This is a genomic window from Pseudomonas sp. DTU_2021_1001937_2_SI_NGA_ILE_001 (assembly GCF_032463525.1).
Lineage (GTDB): Bacteria > Pseudomonadota > Gammaproteobacteria > Pseudomonadales > Pseudomonadaceae > Aquipseudomonas.
In genome coordinates this window covers 2,012,806-2,033,032 of record NZ_CP135971.1, presented here as the reverse complement: position 1 = coordinate 2,033,032, position 20,227 = coordinate 2,012,806, and the positions used below count along the sequence as shown (strand labels likewise).

Sequence of the window (20,227 nt, the reverse complement as noted above, 5' to 3'; positions counted from 1 at the left end):
GAACGCATCGTCCGCCTGCAGGAGGAATGCTCATGAAGACACTTTGCCAATGGCTGGTGATGCTCGCTGTGCTGTTCGGGCCGCTGGCGGTCCAGGCTCAGCTGCGCCCGGCCGTTCTCGACACGCCGGCGCTGGACGGCATTGGCAGCGACCGATCGGCGATCCTCGGCCTGGCCCGTGCCGGCTCGCGCCTGGTCGCGGTCGGTGCGCGAGGCGTGGTGCTGCTCTCCGATGACGAGGGGCGGCACTGGCGCCAGGCCCGGGTGCCGGTGAGCAGCAGTCTGACCGCCGTGCAGTTCGTTGACGCCGAGCATGGCTGGGCGGTCGGCCACCTCGGCGTGGTGTTGTACAGCGAGGATGGTGGGCAGACCTGGTCGCGCCAACTCGATGGTCAGCAGTTGGCACAGCTAGCGTTGCGAGCGGCCCAGGCAGAGGGCAGTCCGCAGCGTGTGCAGGAGGCCGAGCGGCTGGTCGCAGACGGGCCGGACAAGCCCTGGCTGGACCTGTATTTCCAGGACCGCCAGAACGGCTTCGTGATCGGTGCCTACAACCTGATCCTGCGCACCCGGGATGGCGGGCGTAGCTGGGCACCCTGGATGGGGCATCTGGATAACCCCGAGGGCTTGCATCTATACGCGATGCGCGCGGCCGACGGAGCACTGTTCATCGCTGGCGAGCGCGGTCTGTTGCTGCGCTCGCGCGATGACGGGGAGAGCTTCCAGGCGCTGGCATCACCCTATGCCGGCAGCTTCTTCGGCCTGCTGGCGCAGGGGCAGCAGGTGCTGGCCTTCGGTCTGCGCGGCAATGCCTGGCGCAGTCTCGACCAGGGCGAGCATTGGCAGGCGCTGGCCAGCCCTGTGCAGGCCAGCCTGGTCGCCGGGCTGACCGCCAACGATGGCCAGGCGCTGTTGCTTTCACAGGAAGGCGAACTGCTGCGCGTCGAGGGCGCGCAGCTGGTGCCGGCCGGTCGCCTGCCCGGCGGCGCATTCGCCAGCCTGTTGCAGGCCGCCGATGGTCGTCTGATCGGTGGCGGCCTGGGCGGCTTGCAGCGCTATCCGAACGATCCGGCCTTGGCCGGTGCGCAATCGCAGTAGGAGTACGACATGCACTACGAGAAACCGCTGAGCACCGGGCAGGCGGTGGTCGCTCACCTGGGCGCCTTCGACCCTTCCAGCGGCAACCGCCTGGAGCGGGCCATCTTCAATCATCGGCCGTGGATCGTTCTGGCCTGCCTGCTGGTGACCCTGTTGCTGGGCTGGCAGAGCACGCGCATCGAGGTCAACGCCAGTTTCGAAAAAAGCATTCCTGGCAGCCATCCGTACATTCTCAACTTCCTCGCCGGGCGCACCGAACTCAGTGGCCTGGGCAACGCCCTGCGTATCGCCGTGGAGGTCCGCCAGGGCGATATCTTCAATCGCGAGTACCTCGATACCCTGGCGAAGATCAACGACGAGATCTACCTGTTGCCTGGGGTGGACCGCCCCTACATGAAGTCCTTGTGGACCCCCACCACGCGCTGGACTGCAGTGACCGAGGAGGGGCTGGACGGCGGTACGGTGATTCCCGATGACTACGATGGCTCGCCACAGAGCCTGGAGCGGGTACGTGCCAACATCGCCCGCTCCGGCGAGATCGGCCAACTGGTCGCGGCCAACTTCAAGTCCAGCGTGATCTTCGTGCCGCTGCTGGACGTCAACCCGCAGACCGGCGCAGCACTGGACTACGGTGAGCTGTCGCGGCAGCTCGAAGCCTTGCGTGCCAAATACCAGAGCGACCAGTTGAGCCTGCACGTCACCGGTTTCGCCAAGATCATCGGCGACCTGATCGAGGGGCTGGCTCAGGTCGCGGTGTTCTTCCTCATCGCCGTGCTGGTCACCGTGGCGGTGTTGCTGGCCTATACCCGCTGCCCGCGCAGTACGCTGATCGTGGTCACCTGCTCGCTGGTGGCCGTGCTCTGGCAACTGGGTTTGCTGGCCAGTCTCGGTTACCCGCTGGATCCATACTCGGCGTTGGTGCCGTTCCTGGTGTTCGCCATCGGCATGAGCCATGGCGCACAGAAAATGAACGGCATCATGCAGGACATCGGTCGTGGCACTCACCGGGTGGTCGCCGCGCGCTATACCTTCCGGCGTCTGTTCGCTGCCGGTATCACCGCGTTGCTGTGTGACCTGGTGGGTTTCGTGGTGCTGTTGCTGATCGATATCCAGTCGATCCGCGACCTGGCCATCTCCGCCAGCCTGGGCGTGGCGGTGCTGGTGTTCACCAATCTGATCCTGCTGCCGGTGCTGCTCAGCTACCTGGGCGTCAGCCCCAAGGCAGCCGCACGCAGCCTGCGTGCCGAGGTCGCTGGAGGTGAGCCGGGCGCGGGCAACCGCTTGTGGGCGCTGCTGCTGCGCTTCACGGCGCCGCCTGCGGCGCTGCTGGCCCTGGGCACCGGCCTGGCCCTGGCGGTACTGGGGTTCGTCACCAGCCTGCAGCTGCAGGTCGGCGACCTCGACCCGGGTGCGCCAGAGCTGCGCGCCGACTCGCGCTACAACCGCGATGCGGCGTTCATGACTCATAACTACGGGGCCAGCTCGGACATCTTCGTGATCATGGTACGCACCGGTGAAGACCAGTGCACGCGCTACACCACCCTGGCGGCGGTCGATGAACTGGCCACCCGGCTGGAACGCCTGCCGGGTGTGGAAGCCACCGCATCGATGGCGGCGCTGAGCCGTATCGCCGGGGTGGGCTACAACGAGGGCAACCTCAAGTGGTACGAGCTGATCCCCAATGACGGTGCCCTGGGAGCCGTGCAGACCCGCGCCCCGCGCGAGCTGTTCAACCAGGGCTGCTCCTGGCTGTCGCTGTATGTGTACCTGGCCGATCACAAGGCCCAGACCCTGGAGCGGGTGGTGGCGGCCAGCGAGGCGTTCATCGCCGAGCGCCAGGTGCCGGGGGCGCAGTTCCTGCTCGCCGCCGGGAGTGCCGGCATCGAGGCGGCGACCAACATCGTGGTACGCCAGTCCATGCGCGAGATGCTGTTCTGGGTGTACGGCGCCGTAGCGGTGCTGTGCCTGGTGACCTTCCGCAGCTGGCGAGCGACGCTCTGCGCGCTCTTGCCGCTGATGCTCACCTCGGTGCTCTGCGAAGCGCTGATGGTGGCGTTGGGCATGGGGGTCAAGGTCGCCACCCTGCCGGTGATCGCCCTCGGCGTCGGCATCGGTATCGACTATGCGCTGTATGTACTCAGTGTCCTGCTGGCGCGTCTGCGTGCCGGCGACACCTTGGCCCAGGCTTACCACCAGGCTCTGTTGTTCACGGGCAAGGTGGTGCTGTTGACCGGGGTCACGCTGTCGGTGGCGGTAGCGACCTGGGCGTTCTCACCGATCAAGTTCCAGGCCGACATGGGCGTGCTGCTGGCGTTCATGTTCCTGGTCAACATGCTCGGCGCCTTGATTCTGCTGCCGGCTTTGGCCTGGCTGCTGCTGCGGTCCGCGCCAAGGCCACTTGCCAGCTAGAGAAACAGGCGGGCCACCAGCTCGGTGCGGCTGCCCACCCCGAGCTTGCGAAACAGGTTGATCAGGTGGGTCTTCACCGTTGGCAGGCCCAGCCCGAGCTGACGGGCCAGCGCCTTGTTGCTGGCGCCGTCGCGCAGCAGCAGGGCGATCTGCCGTTCACGTGGGGTCAGGCCGTGCAGGCGTTGCTCGTCGCTCGCCGCAGGCAAGCCCTGCGCGGCCAGTTGCATGAGCCCGTGCAGCGGCAACAGGCTTTGCAGTTCGTCGGGCTGGAACAGGCCTTCCCGACGATGGCGCAGCAGCGACACACCGAGCGCCGGGCGGCCATCGACCTGAGCGATGATTTCCACCACGTCGACCACCTGGTGCCGGGCCAGGAAGTCGCGGTACTGGCTGCTGGTCTGAGTGTCCTGGCGTGCCAGCGCCTCGCGCAGCGCGATCACCGGCTGGTCGATGGCCGCGCAGACCTTGGGCTGTAGCGGGTCGAGCCAGCGATAGTGGTCCAGATAGGCGTCGTGCATGCCTGCTTGCATGCCCTGCAATTGAAAGTCGCAGGCCTGCAGGCCGGCGTCGATCCGGTAGAAGGCGCAGCGTGCCGCCGGGACCTGGCGGGTGAACGCGCTCAGGCAATGGCGGGCCAGTTCATGCCGGGTATCCATTTGCTGATTTCCTGAGGCGGGGATGACGGTGCAGTATCGGCCCCGCCTGCCGGGCTGTCTTGACTCTGCCTGCCAGGCGCAAGTGTCAGTAGACTCCGCCACCGCGGGTCGGCGCCGGGGCGTTCTTGAAGGCGCCGGCCAGGGTCTGCAGGCCACGCATCAGCACGGTGGTGTCGACGCCGACGGCAACGAATTTCGCCCCCAACTCGATGTAGCGACGTGCCAGCGCCTGGTCGGCGCTGAGGATGCCGGCTGCCTTGCCGGCCCGCACGATACGCAGGATGGCGTCTTCGATGGCGGCCTGCACCTCGGGGTGCCCGGGGTGGCCGCGCCGGCCCATGGCAGCGCTCAAGTCGGCAGGGCCGATGAATACACCGTCCACGCCGTCCACGGCGAGGATTTCGTCGAGATTGGCCAGGCCTTCGAGGTTTTCGATCTGCACCAGCAGGCACATCTGTTGGTCGGCTTTGTCCAGGTAGTCGGGGATGGTGTTCCAGCGCGATGCCCGCGCCAGTGCACTGCCCACCCCGCGCACGCCGCTGGGCGGGTAGTGGATGGCGCGCACCAGTTCGCAGGCCTGGGCGGCGCTTTCGACCATGGGCACCAGCAGGGTCTGCACGCCGATGTCGAGGATCTGCTTGATCAGCGCGGTGTCGCCGAGCACGGGGCGGATCACCGGCTGGCTGGCGTAGGGCGCCACGGCCTGCAACTGGGCGAGCAGGCTGCGCAGGTCGTTGGGCGCGTGTTCGCCGTCGATCAGCAGCCAGTCGAAACCGGCGTTGGCAGCCAGTTCCGCACAGTAAGGGTCGGCCAGGCCGAGCCACAGGCCGATCTGCGCATCATCCGATTGCAGGCGTTGCTTGAAGGTGTTGATGGGCATTTCCATGAGAGAACTCCAAGGCTCTATCGGGCCGTGGGAGCGAGCCCGCTCACTCCCACGAGCATCACCGGGCGGTTAAGGCATCAGATGAAACGGCAAGCGATGCTGCCGAGCTGATCGTAGTCGACGTGGAAGGTGTCGCCGGGGTTGGCGGCCACCGGCCGGGTGAACGAGCCGCCGAGGATCACCTGGCCGGCCTCCAGGGTCACGTCGTAAGGGGCCAGTTTGTTGGCCAGCCAGGCCACGCCCTTGGCCGGGTGGTTGAGCACGGCGGCAGACACGCCGGATTCTTCGATCACGCCATTGCGGTACAGCACCGCCGGCACCCGGCGCAGGTCGATGTCTGTGGGGCGCACGGCACGGCCGCCCATCACCACGCCGGCGTTGGCGGCGTTGTCGGAGATGGTGTCGAAGACCTTGCGGGTGGCCTGGGTCTGCGGGTCGACCTGCTGGATGCGCGCATCGATGATTTCCAGCGCCGGGATCACCCATTCGGTGGCGTCCAGCACGTCGAACAGGGTGACGTTGGGCCCCTTGAGCGGCTTGCCGAGAATGAACGCCAGTTCCACTTCGACGCGCGGCACGATGAAGCGCTGGAAGGGGATGTCGCTGCCTTCGTCGAAGAACATGTCGTCCAGCAACGCGCCGTAGTCGGGCTCGGTGATGTTCGACGAAACCTGCATGGCCCTTGAGGTCAGGCCGATCTTGTGGCCGACCAGCTTGCGCCCGTCGCGGATCTTGCGTTGCACCCAGGCGCGCTGGATGGCGTAGGCGTCTTCGATGCTGATGCCGGGGTGATCGAGGGAGAACTGCCGGACCTGCTCGCGAGAGCGTTCGGCCTGGTCGAGCCGCTCGGCGGCCTGCTGGATGATCGAATGGTCGAGCATGGGAAAGTCCTTATTGCGGATTGACGATGGCGGCCGGGGTGCGCAGCACCAGCAGGCCGCCGAGGGCGATGAGTACGGCCAGCACATAGAGCGCCAGGCTGGCGCTGTGGGTGGTGTCGCGCATCCAGCCGATCAGGTAGGGCGCGAGGAACGAGGCGATACTGCCGAACGAGCTGATCAGGCCGATGCCGGCCGCTTGTGTGCGTGCCGAGAGAAACGCCGGCGGCAGTTGCCAGAACATCGGCAGTGCGGCGCTGGCACCCATGCCGGCGACCACCAGGCCGGTCATCACCGGCAGCGCACTGCCGGGTGCCAGGCCGGCCAAGGCGATGCCGATGGCGCACATCAGCAGGGGAATGCACAGGTGCCAGCGGCGTTCGCGCTGACGGTCCGAGGAGCGCCCGCAGCCGAGCATGAACAACACACCGGCCAGGTAGGGCACGGCGCTGAGCAGGCCCACGCTGCTGTCGCGGGCCACGCCGGCGCCGTGAATCAGGGTGGGCATCCAGAACGCCAGGGTGTTCACCGCCAGCATCACCGCGAAGTAGATCGCCACCAGCAGCCACACGTGGCCGTCACGCAGGATGCCGCTGAAGGAGGTGATGGTCTTGCGCTGTTCCTCGCCGGCCAGTTCGGCGCCCAGTTGTTGCTTCTGCGCGTCGCTGAGCCAGTGCACCTTGTCGAAGCGCTCCGGCAGCACGCGCCAGACCAACAGGCCGAGCAGGATCACCGGCGAGCCTTCCAGCACGAACATCCACTGCCAGCCACGCAGCCCGCCGGTGCCGTTGAAGGCTTCGAGGATCAGCCCTGACAGCGGGCCGCCGATCACGCCGGCCATCGGCACGGCGATGGCGAACAGCGCGGTGATCTGCGCGCGCCGGCGCGCCGGATACCAGCGGTTGAGGTAGACCAGGATGCCGGGAAAGAAGCCGGCCTCGGCGACCCCGAGCAGAAAGCGCAGGGCATAGAAGCCGGCGGGTGTGTGCACCAGGAACATGCTGGTGGAGAGCAGGCCCCAGACCACCATCAGCAGGGCGATCCAGCGCCGTGGTCCGACCCGGTCCAGGGCCAGGTTGCTGGGCACGCCGAACAGCGCGTAGGCGACGAAGAACAGCCCGGCGCCGAGGCCGTAGACGGTGTCGCTGAACTGCAGGTCGGCGCTCATCTGCATCTTCGCGAAGCCGATGTTGATGCGATCCAGATGGGCGAACAGGTAGCACACCAGCAACAGCGGCATCAGCCGCCAGGTCACGGTGCGGTGGGTGCTGTCGCTGGCGGCCTGGTCAGGCGTGCCAGCAGTAACGGAATGAACGGTGCTCATGGTCTTGTACTTTTTGTGAGGTGAGACAGCGTCAGGGGGACGAGGGCGCTCAGGCCCCCTTGTTGAACAGCGGGTGCAGGGTGCTGTGCTTGCCGTCGTAGACCTGGTTGTGGCTCTCGTCGATCTGCACGGTGATGCCCACTGGGCGGCGTTGCAGGATCGGCTCCAGGTGCTGGCGCAGCACGTCGGTCAACCCTGTGCCGACGGCCTGGTGGACGGCGGCACTGCGCCCGTTGCCCATGCGCAGGTTGGCGTACAGGAAACCGTAGTCACCGGCGCCGTCGGCCACCGCGCAGTGCGCGGCAGGGTAGGCCAGCACCCGGGTGCCGCCGACGGGAAACACCGCCTTGCCGTGTTCGTCGCGCTGTTCGAGCAGGCTGTCGGCCAGGGCGCGGCACAGGCCGGGGATGTCGGCTTCGCGTTCCAGGTCAGGGGTATAGAGCAGCACCAGGTGGGGCATGGTCGGGTCCTCGCAAAAGGCAGCTGCGGCCGGGCCGCCGCTGCGGGGTTCGGGCTCAGAGGCGGCTGGTGGAGACGACGCCAGCGGGGTTGGCGGCCTGGGCCGGTGGAATGGCCGAGCCGTCTTGCGGCGTGACCGGGAACAGGGCGTTGATCTGCCCGGTGCCCGAAGAGCCGAAGTAGGGGGTCAGCACTTGCACCTGGCCGTCGTAGGCCGACCAGCCCAACGCCCCGAGCAGCATCGCGGTGTCGTGCATGAAGCCTTCGCCGTGGCCCTTGGCGGCGTACTCCGGCAACATGCCGCAGAATTCCGGCCACTCGGCGTTTTCCCACATGTTCACCACGCGGTGGTCGAGGGTTTCCAGGAACGGACTCCAGACTTTGGTCGCGAAGTCCGGCGCCTGGCCGTTCTGCGCGAAGCGGTGCGACAGCGAACCGCTGGCCAGGAATGCCACGGTGCCGTCGTAGTGGTCTTCCACCGCCTTGCGCATCGCCCAGCCCAGGCGTGCGCTGTCGTTGAGGTAGTGCGAGGTGCACAGCGCCGAGACCGAGATCACCTTGAAATGCTGGTCCTGGTTCATGTAGCGCATCGGCACCAGGGTGCCGTACTCCGGGCCCAGCGTGGTGGCGTGGTGGGCCATGGTCTCGACGTCGAAGCGGTTGCAGGTCTCGGCCAGCAGCTTGCCCAGCTCGGGGTTGCCGGGGAACTCGTATTCCATGTTGCTGATGAAATGCGGCAGTTCGTTACTGGTGTACACGCCCTTGAAGTGGGGCCCGCACAGCACGTGGTAGTTGGCGTTGACCAACCAGTGGGTGTCGAACACCACGATGGTGTCCACGCCCAGTTCACGGCAGCGTCGGCTGATTTCGTAATGCCCGTCGATGGCCGCCTGGCGAAAGCCCTGGCGCGGGCCGGGCAGTTCGGACAGGTACATCGAAGGCACGTGGGTGATCTTGGCAGCCAGAGCGAGTTTGCCCATGGGGGTTTCTCCTGTTGTTCTTGTTGACGCCCGCGTCAGGCTGCAAGCCCTGAAGCGCCATGTCGCAGGTTGCGGATTCGTGCATGACGGCTTGCAGCTTGTCGCTTGAAGCTTGTAGCGGCCTCACGCCCCCCAGCGAGGAATGTGATGGCTGCCCATGGAAATGCATACGTTCTTGATCTCGGCGAACACCTCGAAGCTGTACTGGCCGCCCTCGCGACCGGTGCCCGAGCCCTTCACGCCACCGAAGGGCTGACGCAGGTCGCGCACGTTCTGGCTGTTGATGAATACCATGCCGGCCTCGATGCCACGCGCCAGGCGGTGCGCCTTGCCGATGTCCTGGGTCCAGATGTACGAGGCCAGGCCGTATTCGGTGTCATTGGCCAGCTGCAAGGCTTCGGCCTCGTCCTTGAACGGAATCAGGCACACCACCGGGCCGAAGATTTCTTCTTGGGCAATGCGCATCTTGTTGTTCACGTCGGCGAACACCGTGGGCTGGATGAACTGCCCGCGTGCCAGGTGCGCCGGCAGGCCCGCCGGGCGCTCCAGGCCGCCGGCGACCAGGCGCGCCCCTTCTTCGAGGCCGATGCGGATGTAGCCGGTGACCTTGTCGTAGTGTTGCTGGGTGATCATCGAGCCGACCTGGGTCTTGGGGTCGGTCGGATCACCGACGATCAGGCGCTTGGCGCGTGCGGCGAATTCCTCGACGAAGCGCGGGTACACGCTTTCCTGGATGAAGATGCGGCTGCCGGCTGTGCAGCGTTCGCCGTTGAGCGAGAAGATGGTGAACAGCGCGGCATCCAGTGCGCGGTCCAGGTCGGCGTCCTCGAAGATCAGCACCGGCGACTTGCCGCCCAGCTCCATGGAGTACTTCTTCAGGCCTGCGGTCTGCATGATCTTGCGCCCGGTGGCGGTGCCGCCGGTGAAGGAGATGGCGCGTACGTCCGGGTGACGCACCAGCGCATCACCGGCGGTGGCGCCGTAGCCCTGGATCACGTTGAGTACGCCGTTGGGAATGCCGGCCTCGACGGCCAGGCGGCCGAGTTCGTTGGCGGTCAGCGGCGACAGCTCGCTCATTTTCAGCACCGCCGTGTTGCCCAGTGCCAGGCACGGTGCGGTTTTCCAGGTGGCGGTCATGAACGGCACGTTCCACGGCGACACCAGGCCACACACGCCCACCGGCTGGTAGAGGGTGTAGTTGAGCATCTGGTCGTCCACCGGGTAGGTATGGCCGTCCATGCGCGTGCACACTTCGGCGAAGAAGTCGAAGTTGTGCGAGGCGCGCGGAATCAGCACGTTACGGGTCTGGTGGATCGGCAGGCCGGTGTCGAGGGTTTCCAGTTCGGCCAGCTTCGGCACGTTCTGCTCGATCAGCTCACCCAGCTTGCGCATCAGCCGGGCGCGTTCCTGGGCCGGGGTGTTGGCCCACTTCGGAAAGGCCTCCTTGGCCGCCGCGACGGCCTGCGCGACCTCTTCGGCGCCGCCGCTGGCGACTTCGCCGATGGCTTCGCCGGTGGCCGGGTTGTAGTTGACGAATACGTCTTTGCTCTCGACCTCACGGCCATTGATCCAGTGCTTGATCATCTGCTTCACGCCTTTTGTAGTTGGGTTTGCCGGGCGAAGAACTCGGCTTCGCTGACGATGCGGTTGACCAGTCGGCCCACGCCTTGCACTTCCACCACCACTTCATCGCCGGGCACGACATCGGCCAGGCCCTCGGGCGTACCGGTGGCGATCATGTCGCCCGGCTGCAGGGTCATGAAGCTGGACAGGTATTCGATCAGGTAGGGGATGTCGAAGATCATGTCGCGGGTGCTGCCTTCCTGTTTCAGCTCGCCGTTGATCCAGGTGCGCAGCTTGAGGTCGGACGGGTTCGGCACGTCGGCGGCATCGACCATCCACGGGCCGACCGGGGTGGTGGCGTCGCGGTTTTTGACCCGCAGGTTGGGCCGGTAGTAGTTCTCCAGGTAGTCGCGGATCGCGTAGTCGTTGCATACGGTGTAGCCGGCCAGGTACTGCAAGGCGTCCTCGCGCTTGACGTTGCGCGCAGGCTTGCCGATCACCGCGACCAGTTCGCACTCGTAATGCATGTAGGCGACGTTGTCCGGGCGCCAGGTGACCTGGTTGTGGCCGGTGTAGGTGCCGGGCGATTTGATGAACGCCAGCGGCTCGGTCGGCGGCTTGAAGGCCAGTTCGGCGGCGTGGTCGGCGTAGTTCAGGCCCAGGGCGAACATGTTGCCGGTGGCCGGTGGCAGCCATTGCACCTGGTCTTCGCCGAGCAGACGCCCGTCGGCCAGGCGCACGGCGTTGTCGGCTTCCACCAGGACCTGGTGAACCTCGCCTTCGAAGCGGATGCGGGCGTGTTTCATGGACGTGGCTCCTGTGCGGCGACGATGTGGTTACGCAGGCTGCCCAGACCGTCGATCTGTACTTCGACGCAGTCACCGGGCTGCACGTCCACGCGGCCTTCCGGGGTGCCGGTGATCAGCACGTCGCCCTCATGCAGGGTCATGAACTCGGTGATCTCGGCGATCAGTTGCGGCACGTTGCGCACCCAGTTGGCGGTGCTGTTTTCCTGGCGCGGCTCACCGTTGACCAGCAGGCGCAAGGTCAGTTGACCGGCCTCGCCGAGGCGCTCGACGGGCACCAGTTCTGGGCCCAGGGCGCAGAAACCATCACGACACTTGGCCTTGATCGCCGGGCGGTAATAGCTGTCTTCGGGCAGGCTGAACTCGTTGACGATCACGTAGCCGGCCACGTGCGCCAGCGCCTGGTCTTCCTGTACCCGGCTGGCGCGCTTGCCGATCACCACGCCCAGCGCCGGACCCGGTTGCAGGCGTTCGCCGGCCGGGTGAAGCACTTTACCGTCATGCACGTTGCGGGTGTTGGGGGTCTTGATGAACAGCACCGGCTTGACCGGTGGCTTCTGGTAAGGCGCTTGGTTGAATTCGGCGTGACGTTGCTCCAGCAGACCCCGGTAATTCAGCGCAACGCCGAACAGGGTGCCATGGGCAATGTCGTGCAGGGCACGGCTCATGCTCTTCTCCTGGCAGTGACCAGGCAGAGGCTGCCTGATCGATTAATTGTTAATGTGTTAACTTTATAAGTTAAGATGTTAACGATCGTCAAGCGGCCTGCCGCAAAGCCTCTGGTGGTCGCACCCGAAAAGGCGGAGCATAGGCCGCGGCCGTGGCGCGCCCTGACAACAAGATCAACAACGAGAACCGAGCGATGCAGCAGCGACAGCCGATCCCCAACATCAACATCGGTCAGGTCTACGACCAGCGCTACAGCGATGCCGAGGTGCATTACGACAAGCTGGGCAACCTCGCGGGCTTCTTCGGCCGCAACATGCCGGTGCATCGCCACGATCGCTTCTTCCAGGTGCATTACGTCAACAGCGGCACGGTGCGCGTTTATCTGGACGACCAGCAGTACGTCGAGTCCGGGCCGATGTTCTTCCTCACCCCACCGACCATCCCGCATTCCTTCGTCACCGAAGCCGACAGCGACGGCCATGTGCTGACCGTGCGCCAGCAACTGGTCTGGGCGTTGATCGAAGCCGACCCCAGCCTGGCGCCAGGGCCGCAGCTGCCGGCTGCCTGTGTGGCGATTTCGCGGCTGGGGCCGGAGTTCGCCGGGGAAGTGCGTCGCCTCGAGTTTCTGTTCGAAGAGCTGCGCACCGAGATCAATGCCGCGCAGGCTGGGCGTGGCATGGCGCTGGACAACCTGACCCAGTTGATCATGACCAGCCTGTTGCGCCTCTGCGCGCGGTCGCTGCAGGCTCGCCCGGCGCGCCACGAAGACCTGCAGATCTTCCATCGCTTCAATGAGCTGATCGAAAGCCACTACCTGGAGCATTGGCCGCTGCCGCGCTACGCCAGTGGCATCGGCGTCACCGAGGCGCGGCTCAACGATGTCTGCCGGCGCATCGCCGACCTGCCGTCCAAGCGGCTGATTCTCGAACGGCTGATGCAGGAAGCACGACGCCTGTTGTTGTTCACCGGGCTGTCGGCCAACGAGATCTGTTACCGGTTGGGCTTCAAGGACCCGGCGTACTTCAGCCGCTTTTTCCTGCGCTACGCCGGCATGACCCCTGGCGAATACCGGCAGCGGCAACCGGGCCTGCGTTGAATGCGGCATGGAGCGCTCCTGCCGGGGCGGTAAAAAAGCCGCGCGAACGCGGCCGAAGCAATGAGAGGTTGATCCAATCGTCCAGGGCAACGGGCATGGCCGTCTGGTTGCGTGCCGCTGCCATGGAGCGTTTGTCCGGGAGCCATGATCCGGCCAGGCAGATGGCCGGGAAATGGCTTTTGCACAGGACGGCTTGTACTTTTCAGGGGGCACCGGGGTAGGGTCGTGCAAGCGGCTGTATGGCTGGGGGAAAGGGCGTTGGTTCGTTTACTTGTTAATTATCATTGGGCTATAGTCCCCGGCGTTGCCTGACAGTCCAAGCCCTCCCATCGCCGGTCCCGCATCGGCCATCGTAAAAAGATCATGCCGACCCCAAGACCTTCCCTGACCCTTACCCTGTTACAGGCCCGCGAAGCGGCCATGGCGTTCTTCCGCCCCTCTCTGAACGAGCACGGCCTGACCGAACAGCAATGGCGGGTGATCCGTATCCTGCGCCAGCATGGCGAGATGGAGAGCTATCAGTTGGCCGAGCAGGCCTGCATTCTCAAGCCGAGCATGACCGGGGTACTGGCGCGCCTGGAGCGCGACGGTATCGTGCGCCGCTGGAAGCCGCCGCACGACCAGCGGCGCATGCTGGTCGGGCTCACCGAGCAGGGCCAGCAGTGCTTCGTGGCGATGAGCGAAGACATGGAGCGCAACTACCAGCGCATCCAGGCCCAGTTCGGTGAAGAGAAGATGCAACAGTTGCTGGACCTGCTGCACGAACTCAAGCGCATCGAGCCTTGAGTACTGCGCCAGGCATGAAAAAGCCAGACCCGCGGGTCTGGCTTTTTCGTTGCGGCCTGTGCGTCGTCAGGCGGTCGCGACGCGTGGGCCTTGTGGCCGGCTCAGGCGCAGCGCGGTCAGGCTGCCGACGATGGTCAGCGCCGCCAGGGTATACAGCGCCACGGTGGTGGAGCCGGTCTGGTCCTTGATCCAGCCCACCAGGTAAGGGCTGAGGAAGCCGGCCAGCTGCCCGATGGAGTTGATCAGGGCCAGCCCGGCCACCGCCACGCTGGCGCTTAGCAGGGCGGTCGGCAATGGCCAGAACATCGGCAGGCCGGTCAGCGCGCCCATGGTCGCGATGCACAGCCCGGCAATCGCCAGTACCGGCACGGCGGCGAAGTTGGCGGCCATCATCAGCCCCAGTGCGCCCATCAGCATCGGCACCACCAGGTGCCAGCGGCGCTCGTTGCGCAGGTCGGCCGAACGGCCCACCAGCAGCATGAACACGCCGGCCAGCAGGTAGGGCAGGGCGCTGATCCAGCCGATCACCAGGTTGTCGCTGAAACCCAGGTTCTTGATGATCGACGGCAGCCAGAAGTTGATCGCATACACACCGCTCTGGATGCAGAAGTAGATGAAGCCCAGTACCCAGATCAGCGGGGTGGTGAGTACGCTGGCGATGGACGAGTTGGCCTGCACCGGGCGCGCCAGTTCATCCTGGGTGACGTCATGGCGCACACGCTGGCGCTGTTCGGGAGTCAGCCAGCCGGCGTCCTCGACCTTGTCGCACAGCAGCACGAAGGCCATCAGGCCCAGCACCACGGTGGGCAGGCCCTGGATCAGGAACATCCACTGCCAACCTTCCAGGCCGCCCTGGCCGGCGGCGAAGTGGTTGAGGATCCAGCCCGAGAAAGGTCCACCCAGCAGGCCGGAGACCGGAATGGCCGACATGAACAGCGCCATGATCCGCCCACGCCGCTGGTTGGGGTACCAGCGCGACAGGTACAGCACGATGCCAGGGAAGAAACCGGCCTCGGCCATGCCAGTGAGGAAACGCAGCACGTAGAACTCGGTGGGCGTGGTGACGAACAGCAGGCAGGTGGAGAAGGTCCCCCACGTGATCATCATCAGGCCGATCCAGCGCCGCGGGCCGAAGCGGTTGAGTGCCAGGTTGCTGGGCAGGCCGCACAGCACATAGCCGATGAAGAAGATCCCGGCGCCCAGGCCGTAGATCGTCTCGCTGAACTTCAGCGCGTCGAGCATCTGCAGCTTGGCGAAGCCCACGTTGACGCGGTCCAGGTAGTTGAACAGGTAGCAGACGAAGATGAAGGGAATCAGGCGCAGGGTGATGCGGCGATAGATGGCGTTGCCATCCTCGTCGCCGATCGCGCGGATCGGAGAATCGGACATGACAGTCGGGCCTCGAGGCTTGTTGTTGTTAGGCAGCCTGCCGATCTTATGGCCCTGTCAAGCAAAAGGCTTTGGCGCCTTGCACTGTTGCATGGCGCCGTTGTTGTTGCCTTGCACAATGCCCGGACCGACCCCAAAGACCGGCCGAAGGCATTTCAAGCGTCAGATCATTCCACCGCCTCGTAGGGCAATCCCACGTAGTTCTCCGCAATGGTCTGCCGCCCGGCCTGTGAGCCGACGTAATAGTCCAGCTCGGTCTGCTGGATGCGCTGGCTGAAGGCGTCGGTGTCTGGAAACTTGTGCAGCAGCGAGGTCATCCACCAGGAGAAACGTTCGGCCTTCCACACCCGGCGCAGGCAGATCGCCGAGTAGCGTTGCAGCAGGTCGGTGCGGCCTTCGCGGTAGACCTTGAGCAGGATGCGATACAGCGTGCTGACATCGCTGGCGGCCAGGTTCAGGCCCTTGGCGCCGGTGGGCGGGACGATGTGCGCGGCGTCGCCGAGCAGGAACAGGTGGCCGTACTGCATGGGCTCGGCGACGAAGCTGCGCAGCGGTGCGATGCTTTTCTCGATGGACGGGCCGGTGACCAGGCGTTCAGCCAGGTGGGTGGGCAGGCGGCGCTTGAGTTCTTCCCAGAAGCGCTCGTCGGACCAGTCTTCGACGCGCTCTTCGGCGCTGACTTGCACGTAGTAGCGGGTGCGGGTCGGCGAGCGCATGCTGCACAGGGCAAAACCACGTGCATGGTTGGCGTAGACCAGTTCCTCGTTGACCGGCGGCGTGTCGGCCAGCACGCCCAGCCAGCCGAACGGGTAGACGCGCTCGAAGACCTTGAGGGTCTCGGCCGGGATCGACTGGCGCGACACACCGTGGAAACCGTCGCAGCCGGCAATGTAATCGCAATCGACGCGTACGCGCTCGCCGTTCTTCTGGAAGGTCACGTAAGGGCGCTCGCCCTTGAGTTCGTGCAACTGGACGTCTTCGGCGTCGTAGACGGTCAGTGCACCGGCGGCCTGGCGGGCCTCCATCAGGTCGCGGGTGACTTCGGTCTGGCCGTAGACCATCACGGTCTGGCCGCCGGTGAGGCTCTTGAGGTCGATACGCTCGCAGCGGCCGTCGAAGGCCAGCTCGAAGCCATCGTGAACCAGGCCCTCGCGGTCCATGCGTGCGCCGACGCCGGCCTCACGCAGCAGGTCGACCATACCCTGTTCCAGTACCCCGGCGCGGATACGCGAGAGGATGTAGGCGGGGTCCTTGCGTTCGATGATGATGTTGTCGATGCCGGCACGTTGCAGCAGTTGGCCCAGCAGCAGCCCGGAGGGGCCTGAGCCGATGATCGCGACTTGGGTTTTCATTGTTGTTGTCCTGTCTCGTAGCCTTCTGCACGGCAGGCCGGCGGAGGCGGTTTGTTGTTGTCTCCTGCATTTTTAATGGATGAATGGCGGATAAGAAGGCACTATCGAGCGCATTACCTGGACTTTTCGAGGATGCCTTCTTCCCATGATTAAGCCGCCTGCCAGTCCTGTTCCGGTCTTCAAACTCTATGGAGAAACCACCGCCTGGCCCACACCAGACCTGATCCACTGCGAATCCATTGCCGAGCGCAGCAGCCTGCACGATTGGGAAATCAAGCCGCATCGGCACGGCGATCTGGTGCAACTGCTGTTCGTGCGTACGGGGCATGCGCATTTGAAGGTCGAGGACCAGGTACATGAAGTGGACGGCCCGGTACTGCTGGTGGTGCCCGCGCTGAGCGTGCACACCTTCAAGTTTGCCGAGGACATCCAAGGGCATATCCTGACCCTGGCCATGCCGCTGGTGGAACGAATGGAAGCGGCCCTCGATGGCCTGGCGCTGGGTGAGGCGCGCTGTCACCGGCTGGCAGGCGACGGGCAGCCGGTGGATCGGCTGTTCAGCGCTATTGTCGAGGAGTACCTGCAACTGCGCTCGGGCCGTGAACTGATGTTGCAGGCGCTGATCAGTCAGTTGATGGTCTGGCTGCATCGCCAGGGCGGCCAACCAACCGCAGAGGTGGCCGCTCCGGATCGCGGACGTGAGCATCTGCAGGCGTTCATGCATCAGCTGGAGTCGAGTTTTCGCCTGCACTGGCCGATCGACGAGCATGCCCGGTGCCTGGGTATCAGCGCAGCGCACCTCAATGCGTTATGTCGGCGCCTGAGCGGCCAGTCGGCGTTGCAGGTGATCAACCAGCGGCTGCTGCTGGAGGCACGGCGCAACCTGATCTACACGACCATGACCATCAATCAGGTGTCCGACAGCCTGGGGTTCTCGGAACCGGCCTATTTCACACGGTTCTTCAAGCGCGCGACGGGTATGTCGCCCCGGCAGTTTCGCGAGCAGCGATAAGGGGCAGGAGAGCGATGCGGCAGTGGGCGCGACCGGAATCGCGCCCACAGACTGTCAGCTGACGACGCGGTAGCAGGGCTCGTAGGCCGCGCCACCTGGCAGCTTCATGCGGTGCTGTTCGACGAAGGCCTGCAGCAGCTTGTCCAGCGGGCCCATGATCGCCGGGTCGCCGTGGATCTGGTAAGGCCCGTGCTCCTCGATCAGGCGGATACCCTTGTCCTTGACGTTGCCGGCAACGATGCCGGAGAACGCGCGGCGCAGGTTGGCGGCCAGCTCGTGGGGCGGCTGGTCGTGGTCCAGCTTCAGGCGTGCCATGTTCTCGTGGGTCGGGTCGAAGGGGTGCTGGAAGCTTTCGTCGATCTTCAGCAGCCAGTTGAAGTGGAAGGCGTCGTTGCGCTCGCGGCGGAACTGCTTGACCTCCTTGAGTGCCTGGGCCATTTGCCGCGCCACCTCGGCCGGGTTGTCGATGATGATTTGGTAGTGCTTCTGCGCCGCTTCGCCGAGGGTCGCCAGAACGAAGGCATCGAGCTGGCGCAGGAAGGGTTCAGCGCTCTTCGGTCCGGTGAGAAATACCGGGAAGGGCAGGTCCTGGTTGGCCGGGTGCATGAGGATGCCGAGTAGGTAGAGGAACTCTTCGGCGGTGCCGGCGCCGCCGGGGAAGATGATGATGCCGTGGCCGACGCGCACGAAGGCTTCCAGACGCTTTTCGATGTCCGGCAGGATCACCAGCTCGTTGACGATCGGGTTGGGCGCCTCGGCGGCGATGATGCCCGGTTCGGTCAGGCCCAGGTAGCGGCCGCCGTGGATGCGCTGCTTGGCGTGGGCGATGGTCGCGCCCTTCATCGGGCCTTTCATCACGCCCGGACCGCAGCCGGTGCAGATGTCCAGGCTACGCAGGCCCAGCTCGTGGCCGACCTTCTTGGTGTACTTGTATTCCTCGGTGTTGATCGAGTGACCGCCCCAGCACACCACCAGCTTGGGCTCGACGCCGGCACGCAGGGTGCGGGCATTGCGCAGCAGGTGGAAGACGTAGTCGGTGATGCCTTGCGAGGAACTCAGGTCGATGCGCTGGCTGTCCAGCTCGCTTTCGGTGTAGACGATGTCGCGCAGTGCGCTGAACAGCATTTCCCGGGTGCTGGCGATCATTTCGCCGTCGACGAAGGCGTCGGCCGGGGCATTGAGCAGTTCCAGGCGCACGCCACGGTCCTGCTGATGAATACGGACTTCGAAGTTCTCGTAGGCTTCCAGAATGGTCTTGGCGTTGTCGACGTGGGCGCCGGTATTGAGGATGGCCAGGGCGCACTGGCGAAACAGGGAGTACACGCTGCCGGAGCCGGCGGCGGAGAGCTGCTGGACCTCGCGCTGGGAAAGTGTTTCAAGGCTGCCCTTGGGGCTGACCGAGGCGTTAATCACTTGTCTTGGGATCATTCTATTTTCCATTAGAGCCATGCCGCGGGCCCTGGGCCCTTGGCATCTTGATGGTGAGCATCAGGGACGTTCACGCCTGGGGACTATTCTTGCTGGCTGCGTGACAGGAAAGCAAACCGCCCGAGCACTGCCGCTGCACAAGTCGCCGCCGCCGGTGCCGGACCGCCGGCGTGGCGTGCCCGCCAGCACGGAAAATTGACACGACCGCCGGCCGGTAGTGAACCTGACACCTTTTGCAGGGTCTGTAGACCGATGGATTTTCCACGGCTTGCACCCGCCAGCGCTCATGAAGGGCTGGCGAAGCGTCTGTCTCAGCAGACATCCGGCTCCTGTGGGAGTTGCACAGCCAATGCCCATCGTGCGCTGGCCCGTTCCAGGTCTTGTATGTAAAGGCGGCTTGCCTTGGCTTCACTTGCCGATTGTTCATGCAACACCGACGGAGCCTTTGTTTCATTCAGTCAAGATAGTCAATGCCATGCCCCGTCACCTTTCCGCACTGCTGGCCCGCGTTCAGACCCTGAACCTCTCCGATTCACCGCGCCGCTGCCTCAAGGCCGGTGCATTGCTGGCTGCCCTGGGCCTGCTGCTTCCCCAGACACTGCAGGCTGCCGAAAATGATCGGTGGGTCAGCGACAGCCTCAACACCTATGTACGCAGCGGGCCTACCGATGGTCACCGTATCGTCGGTACGCTCAAGTCCGGGCAGAAGGTCGAACTGCTCGGCACTCAGGGCGCCTACAGTCAGATTCGCGGCGAGGGCGGCAGCGTCGTATGGATCCTCACCAGTGACCTGCAGGACGAGCCGGGCCAGTTCGAACGCCTGCCGCAACTGAAGGCCGAGGTCGCGCAACTGACCGACCAGTTGGCGAAGATCGACGACACCTGGAAGAACCGCGTGCAGGGCATGCAGGAAACCCTGGACTCGCGCAAGGCGCTGGTCGACGAGCTTGAGGCGCGCAACAAGGCGCTCTCCGAACAACTGAGCAAGGCGCAATCCGAGCTGCGTGACACCCAGGCGCGTCTGGGGGTCGAGAACCAGCAGGCGCTGATGAGCTACATGGTCTACGGCGGCAGCATCGCCGGTGCCGGTTTGCTGGTCGGCCTGATCCTTCCGGCGATGACCCGACGCAAGAAGCGCAACGACGGCTGGGTCTGATCGCACCGCTATCGCAGCCGCCTCGACTGCAGAAACTGTCTGTGGTCGAGGTTTCGGCCTGTCTGTTTCCGCACTTTTGTGATCCGTCGCTACAGTTTCCCGCTTGCAGGTCGAAAAACTCATTGGCTTTGCTAACTTGTGATGACAGGCCGGCGGCCGAACGGGTGTTCGAAAATCGTTTGATGGCGTTATGCCGTTGGTTATGATCGGCGCCCTCAGAATCGGGTCGGGTTGTCGGGCGTTCATCTGCCTGGCTTCTGGCCGCTATGGAGACGGGACACTGG

At 65.0% G+C, this 20,227-nt stretch carries 18 protein-coding genes; 6 read left to right on the top strand and 12 right to left on the bottom strand.

Annotated features, from left to right (window positions below; genetic code table 11):
- The first annotated feature begins 32 nt into the window (after positions 1-32).
- On the top strand, positions 33-1,094 hold the full coding sequence (locus tag RRX38_RS08495) for a YCF48-related protein (protein WP_315962221.1): 1,062 nt from the start codon (positions 33-35) through the stop codon (positions 1,092-1,094).
- A 9-nt stretch (positions 1,095-1,103) separates the two neighbouring features.
- Entirely contained in the window at positions 1,104-3,503 is a 2,400-nt protein-coding gene (locus RRX38_RS08490) for an efflux RND transporter permease subunit (RefSeq protein ID WP_315962220.1), read from the top strand.
- Here RRX38_RS08490 and RRX38_RS08485 read toward each other — a convergent pair.
- From RRX38_RS08485 to RRX38_RS08445, 9 genes are all read right to left on the bottom strand, one after another.
- On the bottom strand, positions 3,500-4,159 hold the full coding sequence (locus RRX38_RS08485; protein ID WP_315962219.1) for a helix-turn-helix transcriptional regulator: 660 nt from the start codon (positions 4,157-4,159) through the stop codon (positions 3,500-3,502). The two genes, RRX38_RS08490 and RRX38_RS08485, sit on opposite strands and share 4 nt — an antisense overlap.
- Before the next feature lie 85 nt (positions 4,160-4,244).
- Complete coding sequence (hpaI, locus tag RRX38_RS08480) at positions 4,245-5,045, bottom strand: 4-hydroxy-2-oxoheptanedioate aldolase (protein WP_315962218.1); 801 nt, start codon at positions 5,043-5,045, stop codon at positions 4,245-4,247.
- A 77-nt stretch (positions 5,046-5,122) separates the two neighbouring features.
- Positions 5,123-5,926: a 2-oxo-hept-4-ene-1,7-dioate hydratase gene (hpaH, locus tag RRX38_RS08475; RefSeq protein ID WP_315962217.1), complete on the bottom strand. Its 804-nt coding sequence runs from the start codon at positions 5,924-5,926 to the stop codon at positions 5,123-5,125.
- 10 nt (positions 5,927-5,936) lie between these two features.
- The gene (locus tag RRX38_RS08470) at positions 5,937-7,247 is read right to left on the bottom strand and encodes an MFS transporter (RefSeq protein ID WP_315962216.1); all 1,311 of its coding nucleotides are present in this window, start codon (positions 7,245-7,247) and stop codon (positions 5,937-5,939) included.
- Between the two features lie 49 nt (positions 7,248-7,296).
- Positions 7,297-7,707, bottom strand: coding sequence for a 5-carboxymethyl-2-hydroxymuconate isomerase (locus RRX38_RS08465; RefSeq protein ID WP_315962215.1), 411 nt, complete (start codon positions 7,705-7,707; stop codon positions 7,297-7,299).
- Between the two features lie 55 nt (positions 7,708-7,762).
- Positions 7,763-8,686 (bottom strand): 3,4-dihydroxyphenylacetate 2,3-dioxygenase, encoded by a 924-nt coding sequence (hpaD, locus tag RRX38_RS08460; RefSeq protein ID WP_295472639.1) that lies wholly within the window; start codon positions 8,684-8,686, stop codon positions 7,763-7,765.
- A 123-nt stretch (positions 8,687-8,809) separates the two neighbouring features.
- Positions 8,810-10,270, bottom strand: a complete 1,461-nt coding sequence (gene hpaE / locus RRX38_RS08455; protein WP_315962214.1) for a 5-carboxymethyl-2-hydroxymuconate semialdehyde dehydrogenase — start codon at positions 10,268-10,270, stop codon at positions 8,810-8,812.
- Between the two features lie 5 nt (positions 10,271-10,275).
- Positions 10,276-11,055 (bottom strand): fumarylacetoacetate hydrolase family protein, encoded by a 780-nt coding sequence (locus RRX38_RS08450; protein ID WP_315962213.1) that lies wholly within the window; start codon positions 11,053-11,055, stop codon positions 10,276-10,278.
- The gene (locus tag RRX38_RS08445) at positions 11,052-11,723 is read right to left on the bottom strand and encodes a fumarylacetoacetate hydrolase family protein (RefSeq protein WP_315962212.1); all 672 of its coding nucleotides are present in this window, start codon (positions 11,721-11,723) and stop codon (positions 11,052-11,054) included. Before RRX38_RS08445 ends, RRX38_RS08450 begins: the two co-directional genes overlap by 4 nt.
- Before the next feature lie 194 nt (positions 11,724-11,917).
- On the opposite strand from RRX38_RS08445, the gene hpaA reads away from it, so the two are divergent.
- Positions 11,918-12,820, top strand: coding sequence for a 4-hydroxyphenylacetate catabolism regulatory protein HpaA (gene hpaA, locus RRX38_RS08440; protein WP_315962211.1), 903 nt, complete (start codon positions 11,918-11,920; stop codon positions 12,818-12,820).
- 363 nt (positions 12,821-13,183) lie between these two features.
- Positions 13,184-13,606 carry a homoprotocatechuate degradation operon regulator HpaR gene (gene hpaR / locus RRX38_RS08435; protein WP_295472629.1) on the top strand — a complete coding sequence of 141 codons (423 nt, stop codon included), beginning with the start codon at positions 13,184-13,186 and terminating at the stop codon, positions 13,604-13,606.
- A 66-nt stretch (positions 13,607-13,672) separates the two neighbouring features.
- Here hpaR and RRX38_RS08430 read toward each other — a convergent pair whose 3' ends face one another.
- Together RRX38_RS08430 and pobA are read right to left on the bottom strand one after the other, a co-directional pair.
- A complete protein-coding gene (locus tag RRX38_RS08430; protein WP_315962210.1) occupies positions 13,673-14,995 on the bottom strand; it encodes an MFS transporter in 1,323 nt (440 codons plus the stop codon).
- 167 nt (positions 14,996-15,162) lie between these two features.
- A complete protein-coding gene (pobA, locus tag RRX38_RS08425; protein WP_295472625.1) occupies positions 15,163-16,347 on the bottom strand; it encodes a 4-hydroxybenzoate 3-monooxygenase in 1,185 nt (394 codons plus the stop codon).
- Between the two features lie 145 nt (positions 16,348-16,492).
- Between pobA and RRX38_RS08420 the strand changes: the two genes are divergently transcribed.
- Positions 16,493-17,359, top strand: a complete 867-nt coding sequence (locus RRX38_RS08420; RefSeq protein WP_295472623.1) for a helix-turn-helix domain-containing protein — start codon at positions 16,493-16,495, stop codon at positions 17,357-17,359.
- 54 nt (positions 17,360-17,413) lie between these two features.
- Here RRX38_RS08420 and ppnN read toward each other — a convergent pair whose 3' ends face one another.
- A complete protein-coding gene (ppnN, locus tag RRX38_RS08415) occupies positions 17,414-18,787 on the bottom strand; it encodes a nucleotide 5'-monophosphate nucleosidase PpnN (RefSeq protein WP_315962209.1) in 1,374 nt (457 codons plus the stop codon).
- A gap of 475 nt (positions 18,788-19,262) precedes the next feature.
- Between ppnN and RRX38_RS08410 the strand changes: the two genes are divergently transcribed.
- Positions 19,263-19,943 carry a TIGR04211 family SH3 domain-containing protein gene (locus RRX38_RS08410; RefSeq protein ID WP_295472619.1) on the top strand — a complete coding sequence of 227 codons (681 nt, stop codon included), beginning with the start codon at positions 19,263-19,265 and terminating at the stop codon, positions 19,941-19,943.
- Positions 19,944-20,227 lie beyond the last annotated feature (284 nt).